Below are 18,409 nucleotides of genomic sequence, written 5' to 3' on the forward strand. Positions count from 1 at the left end.
CAGTGGGGTGGTAGTTCAGTTGGTTAGAATACCGGCCTGTCACGCCGGGGGTCGCGGGTTCGAGTCCCGTCCATCCCGCCACTAATAGCAAGGCCTCGTCAACAGACGAGGCTTTTTGCTTTTTATCCTATCTATTTTCAGCATGCCTATTTTTCCAGTTACAAACCATGCCTAAATAATCAAAACCGCTGCCGATTGCTTTTAAAGGTCATTTTTGGGTTAATAACAAGATTTTCTAGTCCTGTATGCCGCGGTTTGTGGCAAAATCATACATTTGCGGATTTTTATATAACGTTAATGCTTTCAGTGTCAAAAAACTCTGTTACAAATCAGATGAGTTATTGGCGTATGTTATATAACAACACTGTGACTTACATAGTTATCCACCAACTTAAAGGCGTTATAATGCCTTCAACTGAATTAAGGTAGTGCTCAAGTGGATTGCCGATTAGGGTGCGGTGCGTGCTGTATTGCACCATCAATCACCAGTGCGATACCAGGAATGCCAAATGGTAAGCCTGCTGGCGTGCGATGTGTTCATCTGGATCAGCGCAATTTATGTCGTTTGTTTGGTAAGCCAGAACGTCCGGATGTTTGCAGCCGGTTTCAGGCTTCGACGGATGTTTGCGGTGATAGCCGTGACCAGGCACTATGGCTGTTAACTAATCTTGAACAGCAAACTTGTTCTTAACTGTGTAGGGTGAGTCATGCAATTAACACGTTATACCGATTTCGGCGTGCGCACTCTGATGTATCTTGCGATGCAGCCTAATCGGGAAAGTCTATTCCGAATCGCTGAAATCACGGATGTTTTTGATCTGTCCTCTAACCATGTTTCTAAGATTGTGCATCATCTAGGTAAGCTGGGGTATCTACAGACTGTTCGTGGTAAATGCGGTGGTTTTCGTTTGGGGATGGCTCCCGAAGCGATTAATATCGGGCAGTTGGTACGTTCGCTGGAACATTCGTTAGCACCTATTGATTGTGGTAAACCATACTGCCGTTTTGCTCCAGCCTGTAAGCTGCAGGGTATTCTTGGCCGAGCGGTGAAGGCCTATCTGGCGGTATTGGATCAGTACACCTTAGCTGATATTGTGACAAACCGTGATGAGCTAGCGGCACTGTTGCCTGAGTTCACCTTGCTTGAGCTTGAGGACTAATCCCCCTGTTCATAGCCGTTCTTTATTTTCTTCCGGCATCTCAGTTTTTTGTGCCATTTGTAATGGTAGCAAGCTGGATGCCCGGACGAGTTGTATTCCTTGAGTTGATAATTTCTTTAGCTGTGTTTTGAGAAATGAGATTGTTTCTGGATAGGGATGCGCAATCAGCACGACCTGTCCTTCGGTTTTTGCTAGATGAACCGCTTGCTGCAGTTGTTGTGTCAAGGCGGATGTCGAAGTCTGATTATCTAGGAACACTTGACGACGCAGCAAAGGCACTCTGTAAGCATCAGCTTCTTCTCCGGCTTTGGTATAACGGGTCGTGATACTGTCAACAAAGTAAAGATCCTGTTGTTTAAGCACCGACATTAACCAACTCATTGGTTGATCTAATTGTGTTAGCAGGCTCCCCATATGATTATTGCTACCCTTGGCAAAGGGAACACTACTGATGGCATCCTCCACCCGTTGTTTAAATTCGCTTTCGCTTAGTTTATTGTCGAGTCCGCCTGGCCCCATTGTTTTGCCATTCAGTGCTTGCATAGGTAAATGCACCATGATCTCATGGCCTTTGGCGTGAGCTGCTGTGGCTAAACGTGCCCCCAGTGGGGTATGGGGTAATACAGAAAAAGTGACATCTGCGGGCAACGACAGCGCCGCCACATCGGTATGGCGGTAGCCAATATCGTCCATAATAATCGCCAACTTGGCGGCCATTAGTTGGGTGCTGCAAGTGAGCAGCAGGCACAAAAGCAATAAGCGCACGTAGATTTTATTTATTGGTTGTGGGTTTCAATCCAACTGATGGCGGCATTGAACTGCTGATCCTGCTTTACAGGATAGCCGACTCTAGCGATATTGGTTGCCATCGTCAGTGAATCATCACCGTCTTGTAATGTGACTTTTATATCAGGTTCTATCCCCTGAGTGTCAAGCATTTTACCATTAGGTGTAGTGTATCGGGCGGTAGTCAGTTTAATCATGGAGCCACGATCATAAAGATTTGGGATTAAGCTTTGCACCGTGCCTTTGCCAAAGCTGGTCTCGCCAACAACTGTAGCAAGCTGGTGATCATGTAGTGCTGCGGTGAGGATCTCAGCCGCTGACGCTGAGCCTTTGTTGATAATGATGACTACGGGTACCTTTGATATCTGTGTACCGGCGGAAGCATAGAAAACTTCATTAGCGTTTATGTATCGTCCTTGTGTTGCCACTATTACCCCTTGATCAAGAAACATATCGGCAATAGCCACGGCTTGTTCCAGCAAACCACCGGGATTGTCCCGCAGATCCAGCACCAATCCGCTTATTTGAGGTTGTTGCCAGAGCTGGAGCCAGTGTTGGACATCTTGTGCAGTATCTTGTTGGAAATGAGTAATGCGTAAGTAACCAATATTATCGGCAAGTAATTTTGCTTGAACGGAATGCAAACGGATGCTGGCAGGCTTAATAGCAACCTCAAACGTAGTTTGACCACGTGCCAGCTGTAATTTGATCGGTTGCTTTTGTTGCGCTGCAAGTTTTATCTGATCCAGAATTTGTTGCTGATTGTTCCCGTTGACTGCTTGTTGGTTATAGGCGAGGATTTTATCTCCTGTTTGCAGTCCCGCTGTTGCGGCGGGAGAGTCAGGGAATGCGGTTTGAATAATGAGTGCTTGTTTATTTGTCGCTACCTCAAAACCAAAACCATAATATTCACCTCGATTGCTGCTTTGCATATCATTGGCTTGTGCAACATTCAGAAAGGCAGAATGACTATCGAGCATATTAAAGATGCCGCCAATTGCTGCGTTAACCAGTTGCTCATGACTTAGTTGATCAACATAGTAGGTTTCGACAGTCTCAATGACTTCATGCAGCAATATCAAGTCGCCTGCTGCAGCTGTGCGGCGTGGATTTTTGGGGCTATAGCTGGCAACACTCAGTGATATCCCTATCACAATGCCGGTCGTCAGGATGAGCACATAGCGCATCAGTCTGGTCATATGCAGCTCCTGATAGTCTGTGTGAAATTATGTGGGTCAGCGGCGACAGTATTGCGCCGGATCGACGGCTTCCCCTTTGTGACGTATTTCAAAGTATAGGCCAGGTTCGGCTTGTCCTCCTGAGCGTCCGACCAGTGCAATAGCATCTCCTGCATGAACTGTGTCACCAACGTCTTTCAGCAGTGCCTGCGCGTGGCCGTAGAGACTCATAAAACCTTTGCCATGGTCAATCACCAGCAGTAAACCAAAACCGCGGAGCCAGTCGGCGTAAATGACTTTGCCTGGAGCAATGGCGTTGATGGATTGACCTTCAGCGGCACCAATTATCACACCTTTCCAGTTAACATTGCCGGAACGACGACTACCGAAACTGCTTTTCAAGCTGCCTTTGGTTGGCCAAGATAGCTTACCGCTTAGTTGATCTAATCCGCTCATTGATGGTGTATCACGCATGGCCTTCATGGCTGCTTCAACCACCCGTTTCAGCGACGCCTCTTCTATCTGTAACTGCTCCAAACCGGAAGCCTTACTGTTGATGACTCGCTGCAGTTCACTCAAGGTATTTTGTCGTTGTTGCTGCTCTTGTTTCAGTTGTGCTGACTGGGCGCGTTGTTTCATTGCCAGTTGATTGAGCTGCTCATTCTCCTGCTGTTGCTGCTGCTGTACGCTAACTAACTCTTCACGTGTCTTTTTCAACTGGTTAATCGCATCCATTCGCGCCTTATTGAGAAACTCATAATAAGCCAGCATACGTTCTACAGTGGTGGGATCTTCCTGATGTAACAGCATTTTGCTGTAGTCGTGATTGCCAGCAAGAAAAGCACTTTTCAGTTGTTTGGCAAGCGTCTGTTGCTGACCCTTTTGTAATTTATCCAGCTCCACAGAGCGCTGGTCCAACGCCATCAGTTTTTTCTGGCTGTCAGCTAAACGTGATTCGGTCTCTGTCACTTGCCGAGCGGCTGTGCCAATCGCCTGTTCGTCTTGTTTGAGCAATGCCAGCAACTGTTCACGTTGCTTACTGCTATCTTTCAGTGCGTTTTGCTGGGCAGCAATCTGCTGCTGAATTTGCTTCAGTTCCGATTGCCTACGCTCCAGATCTGACGCCAGCAGCGAGTGGCTGAATATAAGAAAGCCAGCAATAATGCTGGCTTTGGCTATGACATGCTTATGCACCAGTCTGTATTTACTCTTCTGTATGGATCAATGGATGACCGGTCATCTCCGCCGGAATTTTCTGTCCCAACAACGTTAGCATAGTCGGTGCGATATCACTTAAACGACCGCCCTCGTCGATACGGGCTTTACGTCCCATATAGATAAACGGCACTAAGTCACTGGTGTGTGCTGTGTGTGGCTGACCCGTGATCTCGTCTACCATCTTTTCAGCATTGCCATGGTCTGCGGTGATAATGCACTCTCCGCCCACGTGCTGTAGCGCAGCTACCACACGTCCCAGACAGGCATCTACCGCTTCACAGGCTTTGACTGCAGCATCAAAGTTGCCGGTGTGGCCTACCATATCACCGTTGGGATAATTGCAGATGATGACATCATATTGAGTTGATTCAATGGCTTCAACCAGCTTGTCAGTTAATTCTGTAGAACTCATCTCTGGTTGCAGATCATAGGTTGCCACTTTGGGGGAGTTGATCAAAATACGATCTTCTCCGTCAAAGGGGCGCTCCAGTCCCCCATTGAAGAAGAAAGTGACGTGAGCGTATTTTTCTGTCTCGGAAATGCGTAACTGGCGCATCCCCAGTGTCTGTAGGGTTTCACCAAGGGTATTGACCAGTTCTTCCTTAGGGAAAGCGATCGGTGCTTTGATATCAGCGGCGTATTCTGTCAGTGTGACAAAATGCAATTGGCATACGCGCTGCCGTTGGAAACCATCAAAATCTGGGTTGATAAAGGCCCGGGTTAACTGTCGCGCACGGTCGGCTCGGAAATTCATAAAAATCAGCGCATCGCCGTCATGTAATGCGGCGGTCTTTCCCGCTGCCGTGATAGCGGTAGCTGCGACAAATTCGTCATTTTCATCACGTTCATAGGCCGCGTCCAACGCTGCAACCGCAGTGTCAGCTGTATATTGGCCTTTGCCATCGGTGATTAACTGATAGGCCTGTGCCACACGGTCCCAGCGATTGTCTCTGTCCATGGCATAGTAACGGCCAATAACAGAGGCGACGCGACCAACGCCCAGCTCGGTAAATAACTGCTCAAAATGTGCCAGACTGGGGCGGGCGCTGCGTGGCGGCGTATCGCGGCCATCAAGGAAAGCGTGTAGATACACTTGCTTGGCTCCTCGCTGCACCGCCATGCGACACATCGCCTCGATATGCTCCTCATGACTATGTACCCCGCCTGGCGACAGCAATCCCATAATGTGCACTGCACCGTTGGCCTGAATGGCATCATCTACTGCTTGCACCAGTGCCGGATTTGTAAAAAATTCACCATCATCAATCGCTTTACTGATGCGGGTCAGTTCTTGATAAACGATACGACCGGAACCGATGTTGATGTGGCCAACCTCAGAATTGCCCATCTGTCCTTCCGGCAGCCCCACATCAATACCTGAGCCAGAAATCAAACTGTGCGCATACTCGGCGGTCAACTTGTCTAGCACCGGGGTTCGCGCATGGTGGATAGCATTGCTGCGAGTTTGTTCTGAATAACCCCAGCCATCAAGGATCAATAACGCCAGTGGTCCTTTAATCGTCTTCATGTGGATACCCGTTGAAATCAAAAACTGAACATAAATTGCCAGCATGGTACTACAGACCTGACATCATAAAAAAGTCATCTGCAAGCGATTGTCCTGATAGCTTTAGTCGCATTGCTCTGTAAGTCAGACCGCTATTCTGCGGCTTAAACAGCTGCAATCTACATTGGCTATGGGTATACTCTGCGCTGGTTCTTAGCTGCCCAATAACAACACAGGCTGTCATAAACATGCAGGAATATATCGAATTTTTCAAAGCCCATCCGATTTTGAGCATGGCATGGGTGGGATTATTTATCGCGCTGCTGGTTACTTGGTTTAAAGGCGCTGTATCCAAAGTTAAACATGTAAACCCCCAAGAAGCCGTGCTAATGGTCAATAAGCAGGATGCGCAGATGGTGGATGTGCGCTCGAAAGAGGATTTTCGCCGTGGACATATTGTTAACGCCGTTAACATTCCGATGGCAGAAATTAAAAATAATACCAACACTCACCTTGAAAAGCTTAAGGACAAACCCATTATACTGGTATGCAATGCTGGGATGACTTCAGCGCAAGCTGGGGAATTGTTGGTGAAGCAAGGTTTCGAACAGGTATTCAGCCTTAAAGGCGGAATGGGTGAGTGGCAATCTGCCAACCTGCCAGTGTCGAAAAGCAAACGTTAATTTTTGTCGGTGGCCGTATGGCGGCTGGCGTCCAGCGCTGTTCCGGCAAACCCGGAGCGGCTAATCAAAGGATGGTGGCCGGTTATATCGGTATCCTTAACACCGTCTTCCGTAATAACAACGGCTCAAGAAAGCCGGGACCAATTGGATAGGTAGCATTATGGCTGAAGTAGCAAATAACGAACAACAAGCCCCACAGTTCAACATTCAACGCGTATATATCAAGGATGTTTCTTTTGAAACACCTAACAGTCCAGCGGTGTTCCAGAAAGAGTGGGCCCCTGAAGTGAAATTGGATCTGGATACTCGCAGCGCTAAGCTGGCAGATGATGTTTATGAAGTGATCCTGTCATTGACTGTCACTGCGCAAAATGGCGAAGAAACAGCGTTTTTGTGTGAAGTTCAGCAGGCGGGTATTTTCACTATTTCCGGTCTGACCGAGCCACAGATGGCTCACTCCTTGGGGGCTTTTTGCCCGAATGTGCTGTTCCCTTATGCGCGCGAAGCGGTCGCTAGTCTGGTTTCCCGTGGCACATTCCCACAGTTGAATCTGGCACCGGTTAACTTTGACGCGCTGTTTGCCCAGTACGTGCAGTCTCGTCAAGCCGATAACACACCATCGACTGAAACTGCTGACGCTTGATACTGATGGCTGATACTGCAGATATCACAGTGCTTGGCGCAGGTTCCTATGGGACTGCGCTGGCCATTTCCCTTGCCAGTAATGGCCATAAGACCGTGCTTTGGGGGCATGAACCCGAGCATGTTGCAAGATTAACTGCTGCCCGTAGCAACGAAGAGTTTTTGCCAGGCATCCATTTCCCTGCGCAACTGGTCATGGAAGCGGATCTTGGCAAGGCATTAGCGGCATCTCGTAATATCCTGTTGGTGGTGCCTAGCCATGTGTTTGCTGACGTGCTGCGAACTGCCAAACCATTATTGCGGCAAGATGCGCGTATTGTCTGGGCTACCAAAGGATTGGAACCGCACACTGGCAGATTATTGAAGGACGTTGCCCGAGATGTGCTTGGTGATCAATACCCACTAGCGGTACTGTCTGGTCCCACTTTTGCCAAAGAGTTGGCGGCGGGGCTGCCAACGGCCATTTCGATTGCGGGGACCGATGCTAACTTCACTGCTGATTTGGTGGAGTTGTTGCACAGCCCAAAAAGTTTGCGTGTATATGCCAATGATGATTTTATCGGCCTGCAGCTTGGTGGTGCAGTAAAAAATGTGATTGCCATCGGTGCCGGTATGTCTGACGGTATAGGTTTTGGTGCCAATGCGCGTACAGCGCTGATCACTCGTGGTTTAGTGGAGTTAACTCGTCTTGGCTGTGCGCTAGGTGCTAAAAGCGATACTTTTATGGGAATGGCAGGACTGGGCGACTTAGTGTTGACCTGCACTGACAACCAATCCCGCAATCGGCGTTTTGGGTTGGCGCTAGGGCAGGGTTGTGATGTGGACTCCGCGCAGCAGCAGATTGGTCAAGTGGTTGAAGGCTATCGCAATACCAAGGAAGTCTACACATTAGCGCAACGATTAGGCGTGGAAATGCCGATAACTGAACAGATCTACCAAGTCTTGTATCAGGGCAAATCACCATTAGATGCCGCTAAAGAATTGCTGGCTCGTGAGAAAAAGTCAGAGACGCCTGGCGAGTAACAGCCAATAAAAAGGATGCCTCAAGGCATCCTTTTTATTGGCTGACAGCACTCAATCAGCGCTTTTTTGCAATTTTCGGCGATATAACAGCAGGTATAACGCTGGCAACACAAACAACGACAATACCGGTGCCGTGATCATCCCGCCGACCATCGGGGCGGCGATTTTCTGCATCACATCATTACCTGCGCCAGCTCCCCACATGATGGGCAACAATCCAAAGAAGATGGTCGCTACTGTCATGGCTTTCGGACGGACACGCATGACGGCACCTTCTATCAAGGCAGCCTTTAGGTCGCTGACGCTGTGATACATATTGTGTTGCTGACGATGCTTAATGGCATTATCGAGGTACACCAACATCACCACTCCAAATTCTGCAGCGACACCCGCCAATGCGATCATTCCCACCGCCACTGCGACAGACATGTTGTAATTTAGTGCGTACAGTACCCAAGCACTGCCTACCAGTGCAAACGGCAGCGACAACATAATCATGCTGGCCTGCAGCGCTGAATTAAAGGTCAGCATTAGCAGGATGAAGATCACCGCCAATGCCATTGGGATAACCTGCTCCAACTTATCGGCCACACGCTGCATGTACTCGTATTGTCCAGCAAAACTGTAACTGTAGCGTGGCGGTAGTTGCACCTGACTGGCGAGGATTGGTTTTACTGCCGCAATGTACTCACCGATGGAAGTGCCCTTGATATCCACAAAAACCCAGGAGATCAGGCGGCCATTTTCACTTTTGAGCATTGGTGCGCCGTCAGTGATTTCAATATCGGCCAGATTGCGTAGTGGTAGATAGTTGCCGGATTTGGTGATCACCGGCAAGTCCCGCAACTTTTCGATATTATCACGCAGATCTCGTGGATAACGCAGATTGATCGGGTAGCGTTCTGCACCCTGCACTGACTCACCAACATCGGCACCGCCAATGGCATAGCGCACTACATCCTGAATATCGCTCAGCGTCATACCGTAACGTGATGCCACATCCAACTTGGGCGTAATGTCGATATAACGGCCACCACCCACTCGTTCGGCATAGGCTGAACGAGTATGGGGCTGTTGTGATAACAAGGCTTCTATCTGCGCCCCAATACGCTGTAACTCTTCAACATCGTCGCCGGTGATCTTGATCCCGACCGGGGTTTTAATGCCAGTAGACAACATGTCTATACGGGTTTTAATGGGCTGAACCCAGGCGTTAGTTAATCCCGGCACTTTTACCGTTTTCTGCAGTTGCTCAATGATGTCATCCAGCTTTATGCCTGGACGCCACTCATCTTTGGGTTTCAGCATAATAGTGGTTTCCAGCATAGTCAGCGGTGCTGGGTCAGTCGCGGTTTCAGCTCGGCCTACTTTGCCAAATACCCGTTTAACCTCGGGCACCGTTTTTATCAGGCGGTCTGTTTGCTGCAGCAGTTCTGACGCTTTGCCAGCACTGATGCCAGGTAGGGTGGTTGGCATATACAGCAGATCACCTTCCTCCAGATCTGGCATAAATTCACTGCCCATATGGCTGGCGGGATACCAAGCGCTGGCCAATGCGATTAATGCGGCCAAAATGGTGGTTTTCGGAAAGCGCAGTACCAGCGTCAGCAACGGTTTGTATCCGGCTATTAGCACCCGGCTGATAGGGTTGGCGGTTTCAGAGGGAATTTTCCCTCGGATGAACAGTCCCATCAGCACCGGCACCACCGTGATCGACAGTATTGCCGCAGACGCCATTGCAAATGTCTTGGTGTAAGCCAAGGGTGTAAACAAGCGGCCTTCTTGATCTTCCAAGGCAAAGACTGGCAGGAAACTCAATGTAATAATCAGCAGTGAGAAGAACAGCGCCGGCCCTACCTCTTTGGATGCTTCAGCCACAATTTGCCAGTGCTCATTTCCTTGCGGCCCTCGCTCATGCTCATGTCGGAAATGTTCCAAGTGCTTGTGCATGTTCTCAATCATCACGATTGCCCCGTCCACCACCGCGCCAATGGCGATAGCGATACCCCCTAGGCTCATGATATTGGCATTAACGCCCATATGGCTCATCACGATGAACGCCATCAGGATAGACATTGGCAGGGTGATAATAGCCACCAGTGTGGAGCGGGCATGCAGCAGGAATAGCAGACACACCAAACTGACCACAACCATTTCCTCAATCACTTTGTGGACCAGATTGTCGACGGAGCTCTGGATCAAATGGGAACGATCGTATGTAGGTACTATCTCTACTCCTGCGGGCAGGCCGGCTTTTAACTGTTCCAGTTTTGCCTTAACCGCTTTTATGGTTGCCAACGCATTTTCGCCGTAACGCATCACAATGATGCCGCCCACGGTTTCGCCTTCGCCATTGAGTTCGGCAATACCACGGCGAGCCGCCGGTCCCTTGCGAATCGTGGCAATATCGCGTAGCAATAGTGGGGTGCCAGATGGACTGGTAACCCCCAGCGGAATTTCACCAAAATCTTGCAAGGTTTGGCGGTAGCCCTTGGCGCGAACCATGTACTCGGCCTCCGCCATCTCTACTACCGAGCCACCCACTTCGCTGTTGGCTTTGTTAATCGCCGATTTCACGCTGGCGATATCCAGTTTGTATATCGCCAATTTATCTGGGTCCAACACTATCTGATAGGTTTGTTCCATGCCGCCAACGGTGGCAACTTCAGATACCCCAGGCACACTCTGCAACTCTAGTTTCAAGTACCAATCCTGTAGGCTCTTGAGTTGTGACAGATCAAATTTGCCGCTTTTGTCCACTAATGCATATTCAAAAATCCAGCCAACACCGGAAGCATCAGGCCCTAACGACGGTTGTACACCTTCCGGCAGTCTGCTGCTGATCTGGCTTAGGTATTCCAGTACCCGAGAGCGAGCCCAGTAGATATCGGTACCATCTTCGAAAATCACATAGACATAGGAGTCACCAAACATGGAGTAACCGCGGACGGTTTTGGCGCCAGGCACTGCCAACATGGCGGTGGATAGTGGATAAGTGATTTGCTCTTCCACCAATTTTGGGGCTTGCCCAGGATATGCAGTCTTGATGATCACCTGCACATCAGACAAGTCCGGCAACGCATCCAAAGGGGTCTTTTGTAGGGCATGAACACCCAGTGCTGCCACTATCAGCGCAATGATAAGGACCATCACCCGCTGGCGGATGGCCGCATCAATGATGGTCTTCAGCATTGTGTGCCTCCTGATGTTGGCTGCTCAAACGCATCAAGCTGCCTTTCAGGCTGGCTTCTGAATCCAGCAGGAATTGCCCAGAGATCACCACATTTTCACCTTCACTGAGGCCGTTGAGGATCTGTACCATGCCACGGCTCATCATGCCGACATCAACACGACGGGCAACAAAGCTGTTATCGGCAGCTTTAACGATGACGCGGTTCTCTTTGCCGGTCTGGATCAGTGCTTCTTGTGGGATCACCAAGGCATTTTCGTTGGCACCCCCGAACAGCGAAACTTTGGCAAGGGTGTTGGGACGGAGGTGTGAGCCTTTATTGGATAACACTACCCTAACCCGTAAACTACGGGTAACCGGGTCCAACTCTGGATAGATGTAGTCGATTTTGCCTTGTAATCCCTTAATACCCATGGCTGGAACACTAACCTCTGCTGGTTGTCCTACCGCCAGCCAGCTTTGCTCATTCTCGAACACATCCGCTATTACCCATACCTTGTTGAGATCCACCATCGACAGTATCTCGGTTGCGGGTTGCAGATACATGCCATCACGAATGTCCAGCGCTTTCACATAGCCGCTGGATTCTGCATAAAAGGGGACTCGATATAAGGTCTTACCGGTTTTAGCCAGTTGTTTTATCTGCTCTTGATTCAACCCCAGCAATTCAAGGCGCAACCCGGCTTTGCGCAGCAGTTCTTGGTAACGTTCACTGTTACCAGAACGTTTCAGCGTATCTTGGGCTAACAGAAAGTCATCCTGTGCATTGACCAGATCCGGCGAGTAGATTTCGTAAAGTAGTTGACCTTGTTTTATCTCATCGCCTGCCGCTTGTACCGAGAGCTTTTCGACCCAGCCATTAACGCGGGAATGTATGTGGGTGATCTGACTTTCGTCATAACCGACTTCACCTACCGTATCGACAAAACGCCACATGGTTTGCCGCTGAGCTTTGGCCACTTTCAGTGCCAGCGCTTGCTGCATTTGCCCAGAAACATCGACCTTCACGGTATCCTGGTGGGCTCCCATTTCTACTTTTTCCAGCGTCATGCCACAGATGGGACAGGTACCGGGAGTATCGCTGACGATCTGGGGGTGCATTGGGCAAACATATTTAATAGTGCCGCCATGTGTTCCCTGGGTACTGTCAGCATTACTGAACACTTTTTGGGTATTGGCAGCTTGTTTAGTTGTCATTGACTTATTGCCGGACATATCCATTGCTGGTTGCGTAGCGGACTGTTCAGCGGTGTTCGTCGCGTTGACGGATGTAGGCGACTGCTCTGGCTCAGTGGCTTCATCCTTCACCAGAAACATGCCACAAATTGGGCAACGACCTGGTTTATCACTGCGTTCTTGCGGATGCATCGGACAATAATATTCTCCTTGGGCGGTTGCACTGGCCTGGTGCTGATGTTCCTGATGTTCATCAGTCACCGCCTGCGCTTGCAGGCTCCATTGCGAGCCTGTAGCCAGCATCAAACTCAGGATACAGGCTAGGTTACGACGGTTGTTGTTGCTCATATGCCTCATCTCCACCTGCTGTTTGATTAGTGCTGATGCATATGCATGCTGTCTTCGCTTGGTGTTTCAGCCGGTACCAGTTTCATGCCGCATTTAGGGCAGGAGTCGCCTTTGTGGCCAGTGACTTCAGGGTGCATCGGACAGTGATAAACCACGGCATCGACTTTAGCCTTAACCAGTTTCATGCCACATTTAGGGCAGGAGTCGCCTTTGTGTCCGGTGACTTCAGGATGCATCGGGCAATGATAAACTTCTGCGGTATTAGCAGTAGCATGCTGGTGTTGGGTATCAGCAGCGTAGCTGTAACCAGTCAGACCCAAACTCAATAGCACAGCAAAAAATAGGGTAATTACAGATTTCATATGTCACTCCATAAGCGGGCTGCACTGAGCGTTAATATGTCAGTGAGCAACCCAAAATTAATTCAGCTTGTGTTTTAGTAGATTTCAGGCACACGTGTGCCGTAGCAGTTACGCAATAGGTGGTTTGAAGCTGGGATTAATATCAACAGAGCGGAAATGAGGCATCGGCGTTGCAACGGCAACTTCAGGATGTTTGACTGTCGGCCAGGAAACGGCAGCCAATAGTGTGCCTGCTACAGATATCACCAGACAGTGGCCCCCTTTGCAGAATCCATTGCCGTCACAGCAGTGATGGGTTGCAGCGTTGGGAAGCACTTTTGCAACATTATGCCCATCACAACATTGGGGAGCGGTGGTCTGTTGAGGATGACAATCCATAGATGCGGCCATCTTGTGATGACCGGTTGCCGACATCATCATTGCGGAATCTGCTTTTGCAACAGGGATCATCCAATGGTCGTTAGATAGCAGTCCCTGCCCGACAAATGCGAGCAAGGTCAGTATCAACCCCATATGACGACGAACCAACTGCATAAGATTCCCCAAAATAATGATCGTCTAAATCATACCACGTCAGCATATAGCTACCTTGATGAAATTCACAGTTATTTGAATTTCATCAAGTAACTCAGAACCATGCAACGCCAAGCCTCCTAACTCTTAGCGTTGGGCGGATAACAGCTCGGTAATCACGCTGGCTTGTGTCCGTAGCGGCAACTGGTCAGTATGGCCGTTTGCTGTACCTACGGTTAAGTACGGTTGATGGAGATAAGTCTTAGCTGCACTGGCATCATCAATTACCGGTATGTGTAGTTGAACTGGTTGCTGGTCTTTTATGGCAAGATTTAAATACAAAGGTTCGGACGTTACCCAAGCACCTGAATCATCGGCACTATCAGCAAACAGATCGCGGTAGCGAACCACCAAGACGTGCGTGCCGTTCGATAGTTGTAAATCGGTATGAGCGGCGTTTTGTGGCTGGCCATCAATATCGAGAATTTGTAATGATGCCGGGACAGTGACCTCGGCTGCCAGAGTCTGTGGGATAACGAACAAGTAGCTAGAAAATATAGCAGCGCTAAGTGCTGCGAAAGCAGTTTTTGAGAACATAATGTGACTCCAGATATTTCTGTAAACAACAATCATTTGGTGTAGGCAAATTGCCTAAGGTTTTGCGATTGAATGTTACAGACTATCGGGCGGTGGCGTTTGCACACCGAGAGTCGTGGTCTGGCTGCTCCAACCTTTATGTAAAATGACATCACTGGATGCAGACATCTTGGTGGTTTGCGGCAGAAGTGTGATAACTGATGCCAAATGACTACAGTGATTCAGACAATTATTCATCTGGTTACAGTGTTCAACACTCATATCACAGTGCTGGCAGGCGATGTTATCCGAGCAACAAGAATAAGGTTCGCTGGCGTTAATAGCGTTAATGACTGATTGGGTTGCAACATGCTGTGATACTGGCATAGCTACCGCAAGTCTAGGCGCAACAGCCTGACTTAACAGCATTACTAGCACGGTAAATGTCAGCAGCAGATTTCGCATGCAATCCTTCAAATTATTTTTTAAGCCTATGCTTAAGATGTTCTAAACTCAAAAAGGTTTCATGTATAAAAAATAAATCTTAAAGGGTGATTGTTTGAGCAAGATCACTGAATAATTTTTCGCTTAAGGTAGGCGAATAGATAATTGGCATAAGCAAAAAAGTAAGCACTAGCACCTACTTACTAAATTAGCTAAGTTAACATTGTAGAGTTAGAGGTCTGTCGCATTTTAGCTTATTTAGGTCAGATTAATTAAAGAAAGTTGGTTTATAATCCGAACCGGATAAAGAGTCAGCCCAATTATTAAAATAAAGTATTTATTGGAGAAGAGTGATGAATTGGCGTGCACTATTCAAACCCAGCGCAAAGTATTCCATCCTGTCACTGTTGGTCGTCGGTATCGTCGTCGGTGTGATAGGTTACTTTGCAACACAGCAAACATTACATGCAACAAGCTCGGATGCTTTCTGTATGACTTGTCACAGTCACCATTCATTGAAAGATGAAGTGCTCGCTTCTGCCCACGGCGGCAATGAACATGGTTTCACTGTACAGTGTCAGGACTGCCATCTGCCACACAGCCCAATCAAGTATCTGATGAAAAAAATCGTGGTATCCAAGGACCTATATGGTTTCCTGACTATCGACGGTTTCAATACTCAGGCATGGTTGGATGAACATCGTAAAGAACAGGCTGACAAAGCACTGGAATACTTCCGTGCGAATGATTCTGCTAACTGTCAGCACTGTCATACTCGTATTTATCAGAACCAGCCGGAATCCATGAAGAAGATTGCTGTAAGAATGCATACCATGAATTTCCAGAAAGAGCCTGATAAGCGTAAGACTTGTGTGGATTGTCACAAGGGCGTAGCTCACGTCTATCCTAAGGGCTAAGCGATTATTGCTCTTCATTGAAAGCCGGTGCAGCGCACCGGCTTTTTTTTATGTGGCGCCACCAACACTCTGTTATCTGCGATAAACAAGCCATAAAACTTTGTTGAACTCTGTGGTATCGTTGGCGCATTTATCGTTAATCAACAAACTGATTGTTGGATTTATGCACAATATTGCTCAACTCATTGCTCAGGAACTGGATGTTCGCGAGCAGCAGGTCGCAGCGACTATCACGCTGCTGGATGAAGGTGCCACGGTTCCGTTTATTGCCCGTTATCGTAAAGAAGTGACTGGTGGTTTGGATGATACCCAATTGCGAACGCTGTTCAGCCGTTTGGGCTATCTGCGAGAACTGAACGAGCGGCGAGAGGTGATCCTCAAGTCAATTGACGAACAAGGCAAGCTAACCCCCGAGTTGGCCAAAGCACTTAATGACGCTGACACCAAGACGCGCCTCGAAGACCTCTACTTACCCTTCAAACCTAAGCGTCGTACCAAAGGCCAGATAGCCATCGAAGCGGGAATTGCACCGTTGGCTGAACAGTTGCTGGCAGCGATTGGTGACACCAGTGTTGAGCCTGAACGCGAGGCAGCCCAATACCTTAACGCTGACGCCGGCTTTACTGATGAGAAGTCCGTGTTGGACGGTGCGCGTTATATCCTGATGGAACGTTTTGCTGAAGATGCGGATTTGTTAGCTAAAGTACGCCGCCATCTGGCAGAACATGCGTTATTGGAAAGCAAAGTGGTCAGCGGTAAAGAGCAGGAAGGTGCCAAATTCCGCGACTATTTCGCTCACGCCGAATCTATCAGCCAAGTTCCATCACATCGGGCGCTGGCGATGCTACGCGGTCGTAATGAAGGCGTGCTGGCGTTGGCGTTAAATGCCGATCCGGGGAGTGAAGCCAAAGAGGGCAGCTATTGCGAGCAGATCATCACTGACCATCTGGGTTGGCAACTGTCTGACACCGCAATAGATCGCTGGCTAAGAACCGTTGTGACCGCAACTTGGCGCATCAAAATTGCGCTGCAGATGGAAACTGAATTCATTGCCCAGATGCGTGAGGCTGCTGAAGCTGAGGCCATCAAGGTATTTGCGCGCAATCTTGGCGATCTGCTGATGGCACCGCCGGCGGGGGCCAAGGCAACGATGGGGCTCGATCCCGGATTGCGTACCGGCGTGAAAGTGGCGGTGGTAAACGATACCGGTAAGCTGGTGGCGCATACCACCATTTTCCCTCATGCGCCGCAAAATCAATGGGATAAATCAGTTAGAACGCTCGCGACTCTGGTTAATATGCATCAGGTTGAACTGATCGCCATCGGTAACGGCACCGCTTCCAGAGAAACCGACAAACTGGCCGCAGATGTGATTGCGGCGGTTAAAGAGCAGCAACCAAGACTCACTAAAGTGGTGGTGAGTGAAGCGGGGGCTTCGGTTTATTCTGCGTCTGAGTTAGCGGCCAACGAGTTTCCTGATTTGGATGTCTCGCTACGCGGAGCTGTGTCCATTGCCCGACGATTGCAGGATCCGTTGGCCGAGTTGGTGAAGATTGAGCCTAAGTCCATTGGTGTGGGACAGTATCAGCATGATGTGAGTCAGAGTCAGTTGTCCACATCGCTAGAAGCCGTGGTGGAAGATTGCGTTAACAGTGTCGGCGTGGATGTCAATATGGCCTCGGTGCCACTGCTAAGTCAGGTGGCGGGGCTCAATCGCACACTGGCAAAAAATATTGTTGATTACCGCGATGAAAATGGCCGTTTTAATGATCGTAAGACCTTATTAAAAGTCCCACGGCTCGGGCCGAAGGCGTTTGAACAGGCGGCGGGCTTTCTGCGAATTCACGGAGGTGATAATCCATTAGATGAATCTGCGGTGCACCCAGAAGCCTATATGCTGGTGGAAAATATCTCTCGCGCTAAAAACACACCGCTGACTCAGATGATAGGTAACTCCACGCTATTAGCGAGCCTGAACCCTGCCGATTTTATCACCACAGAATTTGGTTTACCGACAGTAACGGATATCCTGAAAGAGCTGGATAAACCCGGGCGTGATCCTCGCGGTGAATTCAAAACCGCACATTTTAAAGACGGGGTGGAAGCGATAACCGATCTGCAGCCCGAAATGGTGCTTGAAGGCGTAGTTACCAACGTGACCAATTTTGGCGCTTTTATCGATATTGGGGTACATCAGGACGGATTGGTACATATCTCATCGCTTACGGATAAATTTGTCAGCGATCCCCATACCGTGGTGAAAGCTGGCGATGTGGTAAAAGTGAAAGTGCTGGATGTTGATGTCCCGCGCAAACGTATCAGTTTAACGATGCGGCTTGATGAAAAGCCTGAGCCTAAGTCAGTGTCATCGAAACCTGCGAATAAAGCTACGGCTAAACCAGCGGCAGCTAGAACAGACACTAAACACAGTAAACCACAACCTCATAACAAGCCGCAGGAAAAAACAAAACCGACGAATGCGGCTATGGGAAATGCGTTTGCGGAGGCATTTGCCAAGTTGAAGAAATAAGTAACTATGATAAATAAACCGGGAATTACCCTAACGCCACTCGCTTAAGAGCGAGTGGCGTTCTTATCTCTAGAGCGTGAAGGATATTTCGCCGCTTTTTTCAATACAGCTCTTGGGTAAGGCTGTCTTTTCCTTTTCTCTGGCAGAATTAGCCGC

The 18,409-nt window shown here is 48.9% G+C and carries 17 protein-coding genes and 1 tRNA gene; 8 read left to right on the plus strand and 10 right to left on the minus strand.

Features of this window, described 5'->3' with window-relative positions; genetic code table 11:
- The first annotated feature begins 4 nt into the window (after positions 1-4).
- From IE064_RS17590 to IE064_RS17600, 3 genes are all read left to right on the plus strand, one after another.
- Positions 5-81 (plus strand) — tRNA-Asp (locus IE064_RS17590).
- Positions 82-436: 355 nt separating this feature from the next.
- Positions 437-691, plus strand: a complete 255-nt coding sequence (locus IE064_RS17595; protein ID WP_189618980.1) for a YkgJ family cysteine cluster protein — start codon at positions 437-439, stop codon at positions 689-691.
- Between the two features lie 16 nt (positions 692-707).
- Positions 708-1,160: an Rrf2 family transcriptional regulator gene (locus tag IE064_RS17600; RefSeq protein ID WP_133038979.1), complete on the plus strand. Its 453-nt coding sequence runs from the start codon at positions 708-710 to the stop codon at positions 1,158-1,160.
- Between the two features lie 9 nt (positions 1,161-1,169).
- On the opposite strand, the gene IE064_RS17605 is transcribed toward IE064_RS17600, so the two are convergent.
- Genes IE064_RS17605 through gpmM form a run of 4 tightly spaced genes read right to left on the minus strand, consistent with a single transcriptional unit; the run spans position 1,170 to position 5,870 of the window.
- A complete protein-coding gene (locus IE064_RS17605; RefSeq protein WP_189618981.1) occupies positions 1,170-1,925 on the minus strand; it encodes a divergent polysaccharide deacetylase family protein in 756 nt (251 codons plus the stop codon).
- 11 nt (positions 1,926-1,936) lie between these two features.
- On the minus strand, positions 1,937-3,145 hold the full coding sequence (locus IE064_RS17610; protein WP_189618982.1) for a S41 family peptidase: 1,209 nt from the start codon (positions 3,143-3,145) through the stop codon (positions 1,937-1,939).
- Positions 3,146-3,181: 36 nt separating this feature from the next.
- Positions 3,182-4,318: a murein hydrolase activator EnvC family protein gene (locus IE064_RS17615; RefSeq protein WP_189618983.1), complete on the minus strand. Its 1,137-nt coding sequence runs from the start codon at positions 4,316-4,318 to the stop codon at positions 3,182-3,184.
- Between the two features lie 10 nt (positions 4,319-4,328).
- A complete protein-coding gene (gpmM, locus tag IE064_RS17620) occupies positions 4,329-5,870 on the minus strand; it encodes a 2,3-bisphosphoglycerate-independent phosphoglycerate mutase (RefSeq protein ID WP_189618984.1) in 1,542 nt (513 codons plus the stop codon).
- 227 nt (positions 5,871-6,097) lie between these two features.
- Between gpmM and IE064_RS17625 the strand changes: the two genes are divergently transcribed.
- From IE064_RS17625 to gpsA, 3 genes are all read left to right on the plus strand, one after another.
- A complete protein-coding gene (locus tag IE064_RS17625) occupies positions 6,098-6,532 on the plus strand; it encodes a rhodanese-like domain-containing protein (RefSeq protein WP_133038974.1) in 435 nt (144 codons plus the stop codon).
- Positions 6,533-6,692: 160 nt separating this feature from the next.
- A complete protein-coding gene (gene secB / locus IE064_RS17630; RefSeq protein WP_189618985.1) occupies positions 6,693-7,175 on the plus strand; it encodes a protein-export chaperone SecB in 483 nt (160 codons plus the stop codon).
- A 5-nt stretch (positions 7,176-7,180) separates the two neighbouring features.
- The gene (gene gpsA, locus IE064_RS17635) at positions 7,181-8,197 is read left to right on the plus strand and encodes an NAD(P)H-dependent glycerol-3-phosphate dehydrogenase (protein ID WP_133038972.1); all 1,017 of its coding nucleotides are present in this window, start codon (positions 7,181-7,183) and stop codon (positions 8,195-8,197) included.
- Positions 8,198-8,248: 51 nt separating this feature from the next.
- Here gpsA and IE064_RS17640 read toward each other — a convergent pair whose 3' ends face one another.
- The 6 genes from IE064_RS17640 to IE064_RS17665 all read right to left on the minus strand — a co-directional run bounded on the left by IE064_RS17640 (position 8,249) and on the right by IE064_RS17665 (position 14,827).
- Entirely contained in the window at positions 8,249-11,389 is a 3,141-nt protein-coding gene (locus tag IE064_RS17640) for an efflux RND transporter permease subunit (protein ID WP_189618986.1), read from the minus strand.
- Positions 11,370-12,920: an efflux RND transporter periplasmic adaptor subunit gene (locus IE064_RS17645; protein ID WP_189618987.1), complete on the minus strand. Its 1,551-nt coding sequence runs from the start codon at positions 12,918-12,920 to the stop codon at positions 11,370-11,372. Before IE064_RS17645 ends, IE064_RS17640 begins: the two co-directional genes overlap by 20 nt.
- 17 nt (positions 12,921-12,937) lie before the next feature.
- The gene (locus IE064_RS17650) at positions 12,938-13,273 is read right to left on the minus strand and encodes a heavy metal-binding domain-containing protein (protein ID WP_133038969.1); all 336 of its coding nucleotides are present in this window, start codon (positions 13,271-13,273) and stop codon (positions 12,938-12,940) included.
- A 108-nt stretch (positions 13,274-13,381) separates the two neighbouring features.
- Complete coding sequence (locus tag IE064_RS17655) at positions 13,382-13,807, minus strand: hypothetical protein (RefSeq protein ID WP_189618988.1); 426 nt, start codon at positions 13,805-13,807, stop codon at positions 13,382-13,384.
- Positions 13,808-13,933: 126 nt separating this feature from the next.
- The gene (locus tag IE064_RS17660) at positions 13,934-14,383 is read right to left on the minus strand and encodes a DUF2057 family protein (protein WP_189618989.1); all 450 of its coding nucleotides are present in this window, start codon (positions 14,381-14,383) and stop codon (positions 13,934-13,936) included.
- Between the two features lie 75 nt (positions 14,384-14,458).
- Positions 14,459-14,827, minus strand: a complete 369-nt coding sequence (locus tag IE064_RS17665; protein ID WP_189618990.1) for a hypothetical protein — start codon at positions 14,825-14,827, stop codon at positions 14,459-14,461.
- 332 nt (positions 14,828-15,159) lie between these two features.
- On the opposite strand from IE064_RS17665, the gene IE064_RS17670 reads away from it, so the two are divergent.
- Both IE064_RS17670 and IE064_RS17675 read left to right on the plus strand, forming a co-directional pair.
- The gene (locus IE064_RS17670) at positions 15,160-15,723 is read left to right on the plus strand and encodes a NapC/NirT family cytochrome c (protein WP_189618991.1); all 564 of its coding nucleotides are present in this window, start codon (positions 15,160-15,162) and stop codon (positions 15,721-15,723) included.
- Positions 15,724-15,886: 163 nt separating this feature from the next.
- Complete coding sequence (locus tag IE064_RS17675) at positions 15,887-18,253, plus strand: Tex family protein (protein WP_189618992.1); 2,367 nt, start codon at positions 15,887-15,889, stop codon at positions 18,251-18,253.
- Positions 18,254-18,409: the final 156 nt, after the last annotated feature.

It is taken from the genome of Shewanella fodinae, assembly GCF_014651955.1.
In the GTDB taxonomy this organism is placed as follows: Bacteria; Pseudomonadota; Gammaproteobacteria; order Enterobacterales; family Shewanellaceae; genus Shewanella; species Shewanella fodinae.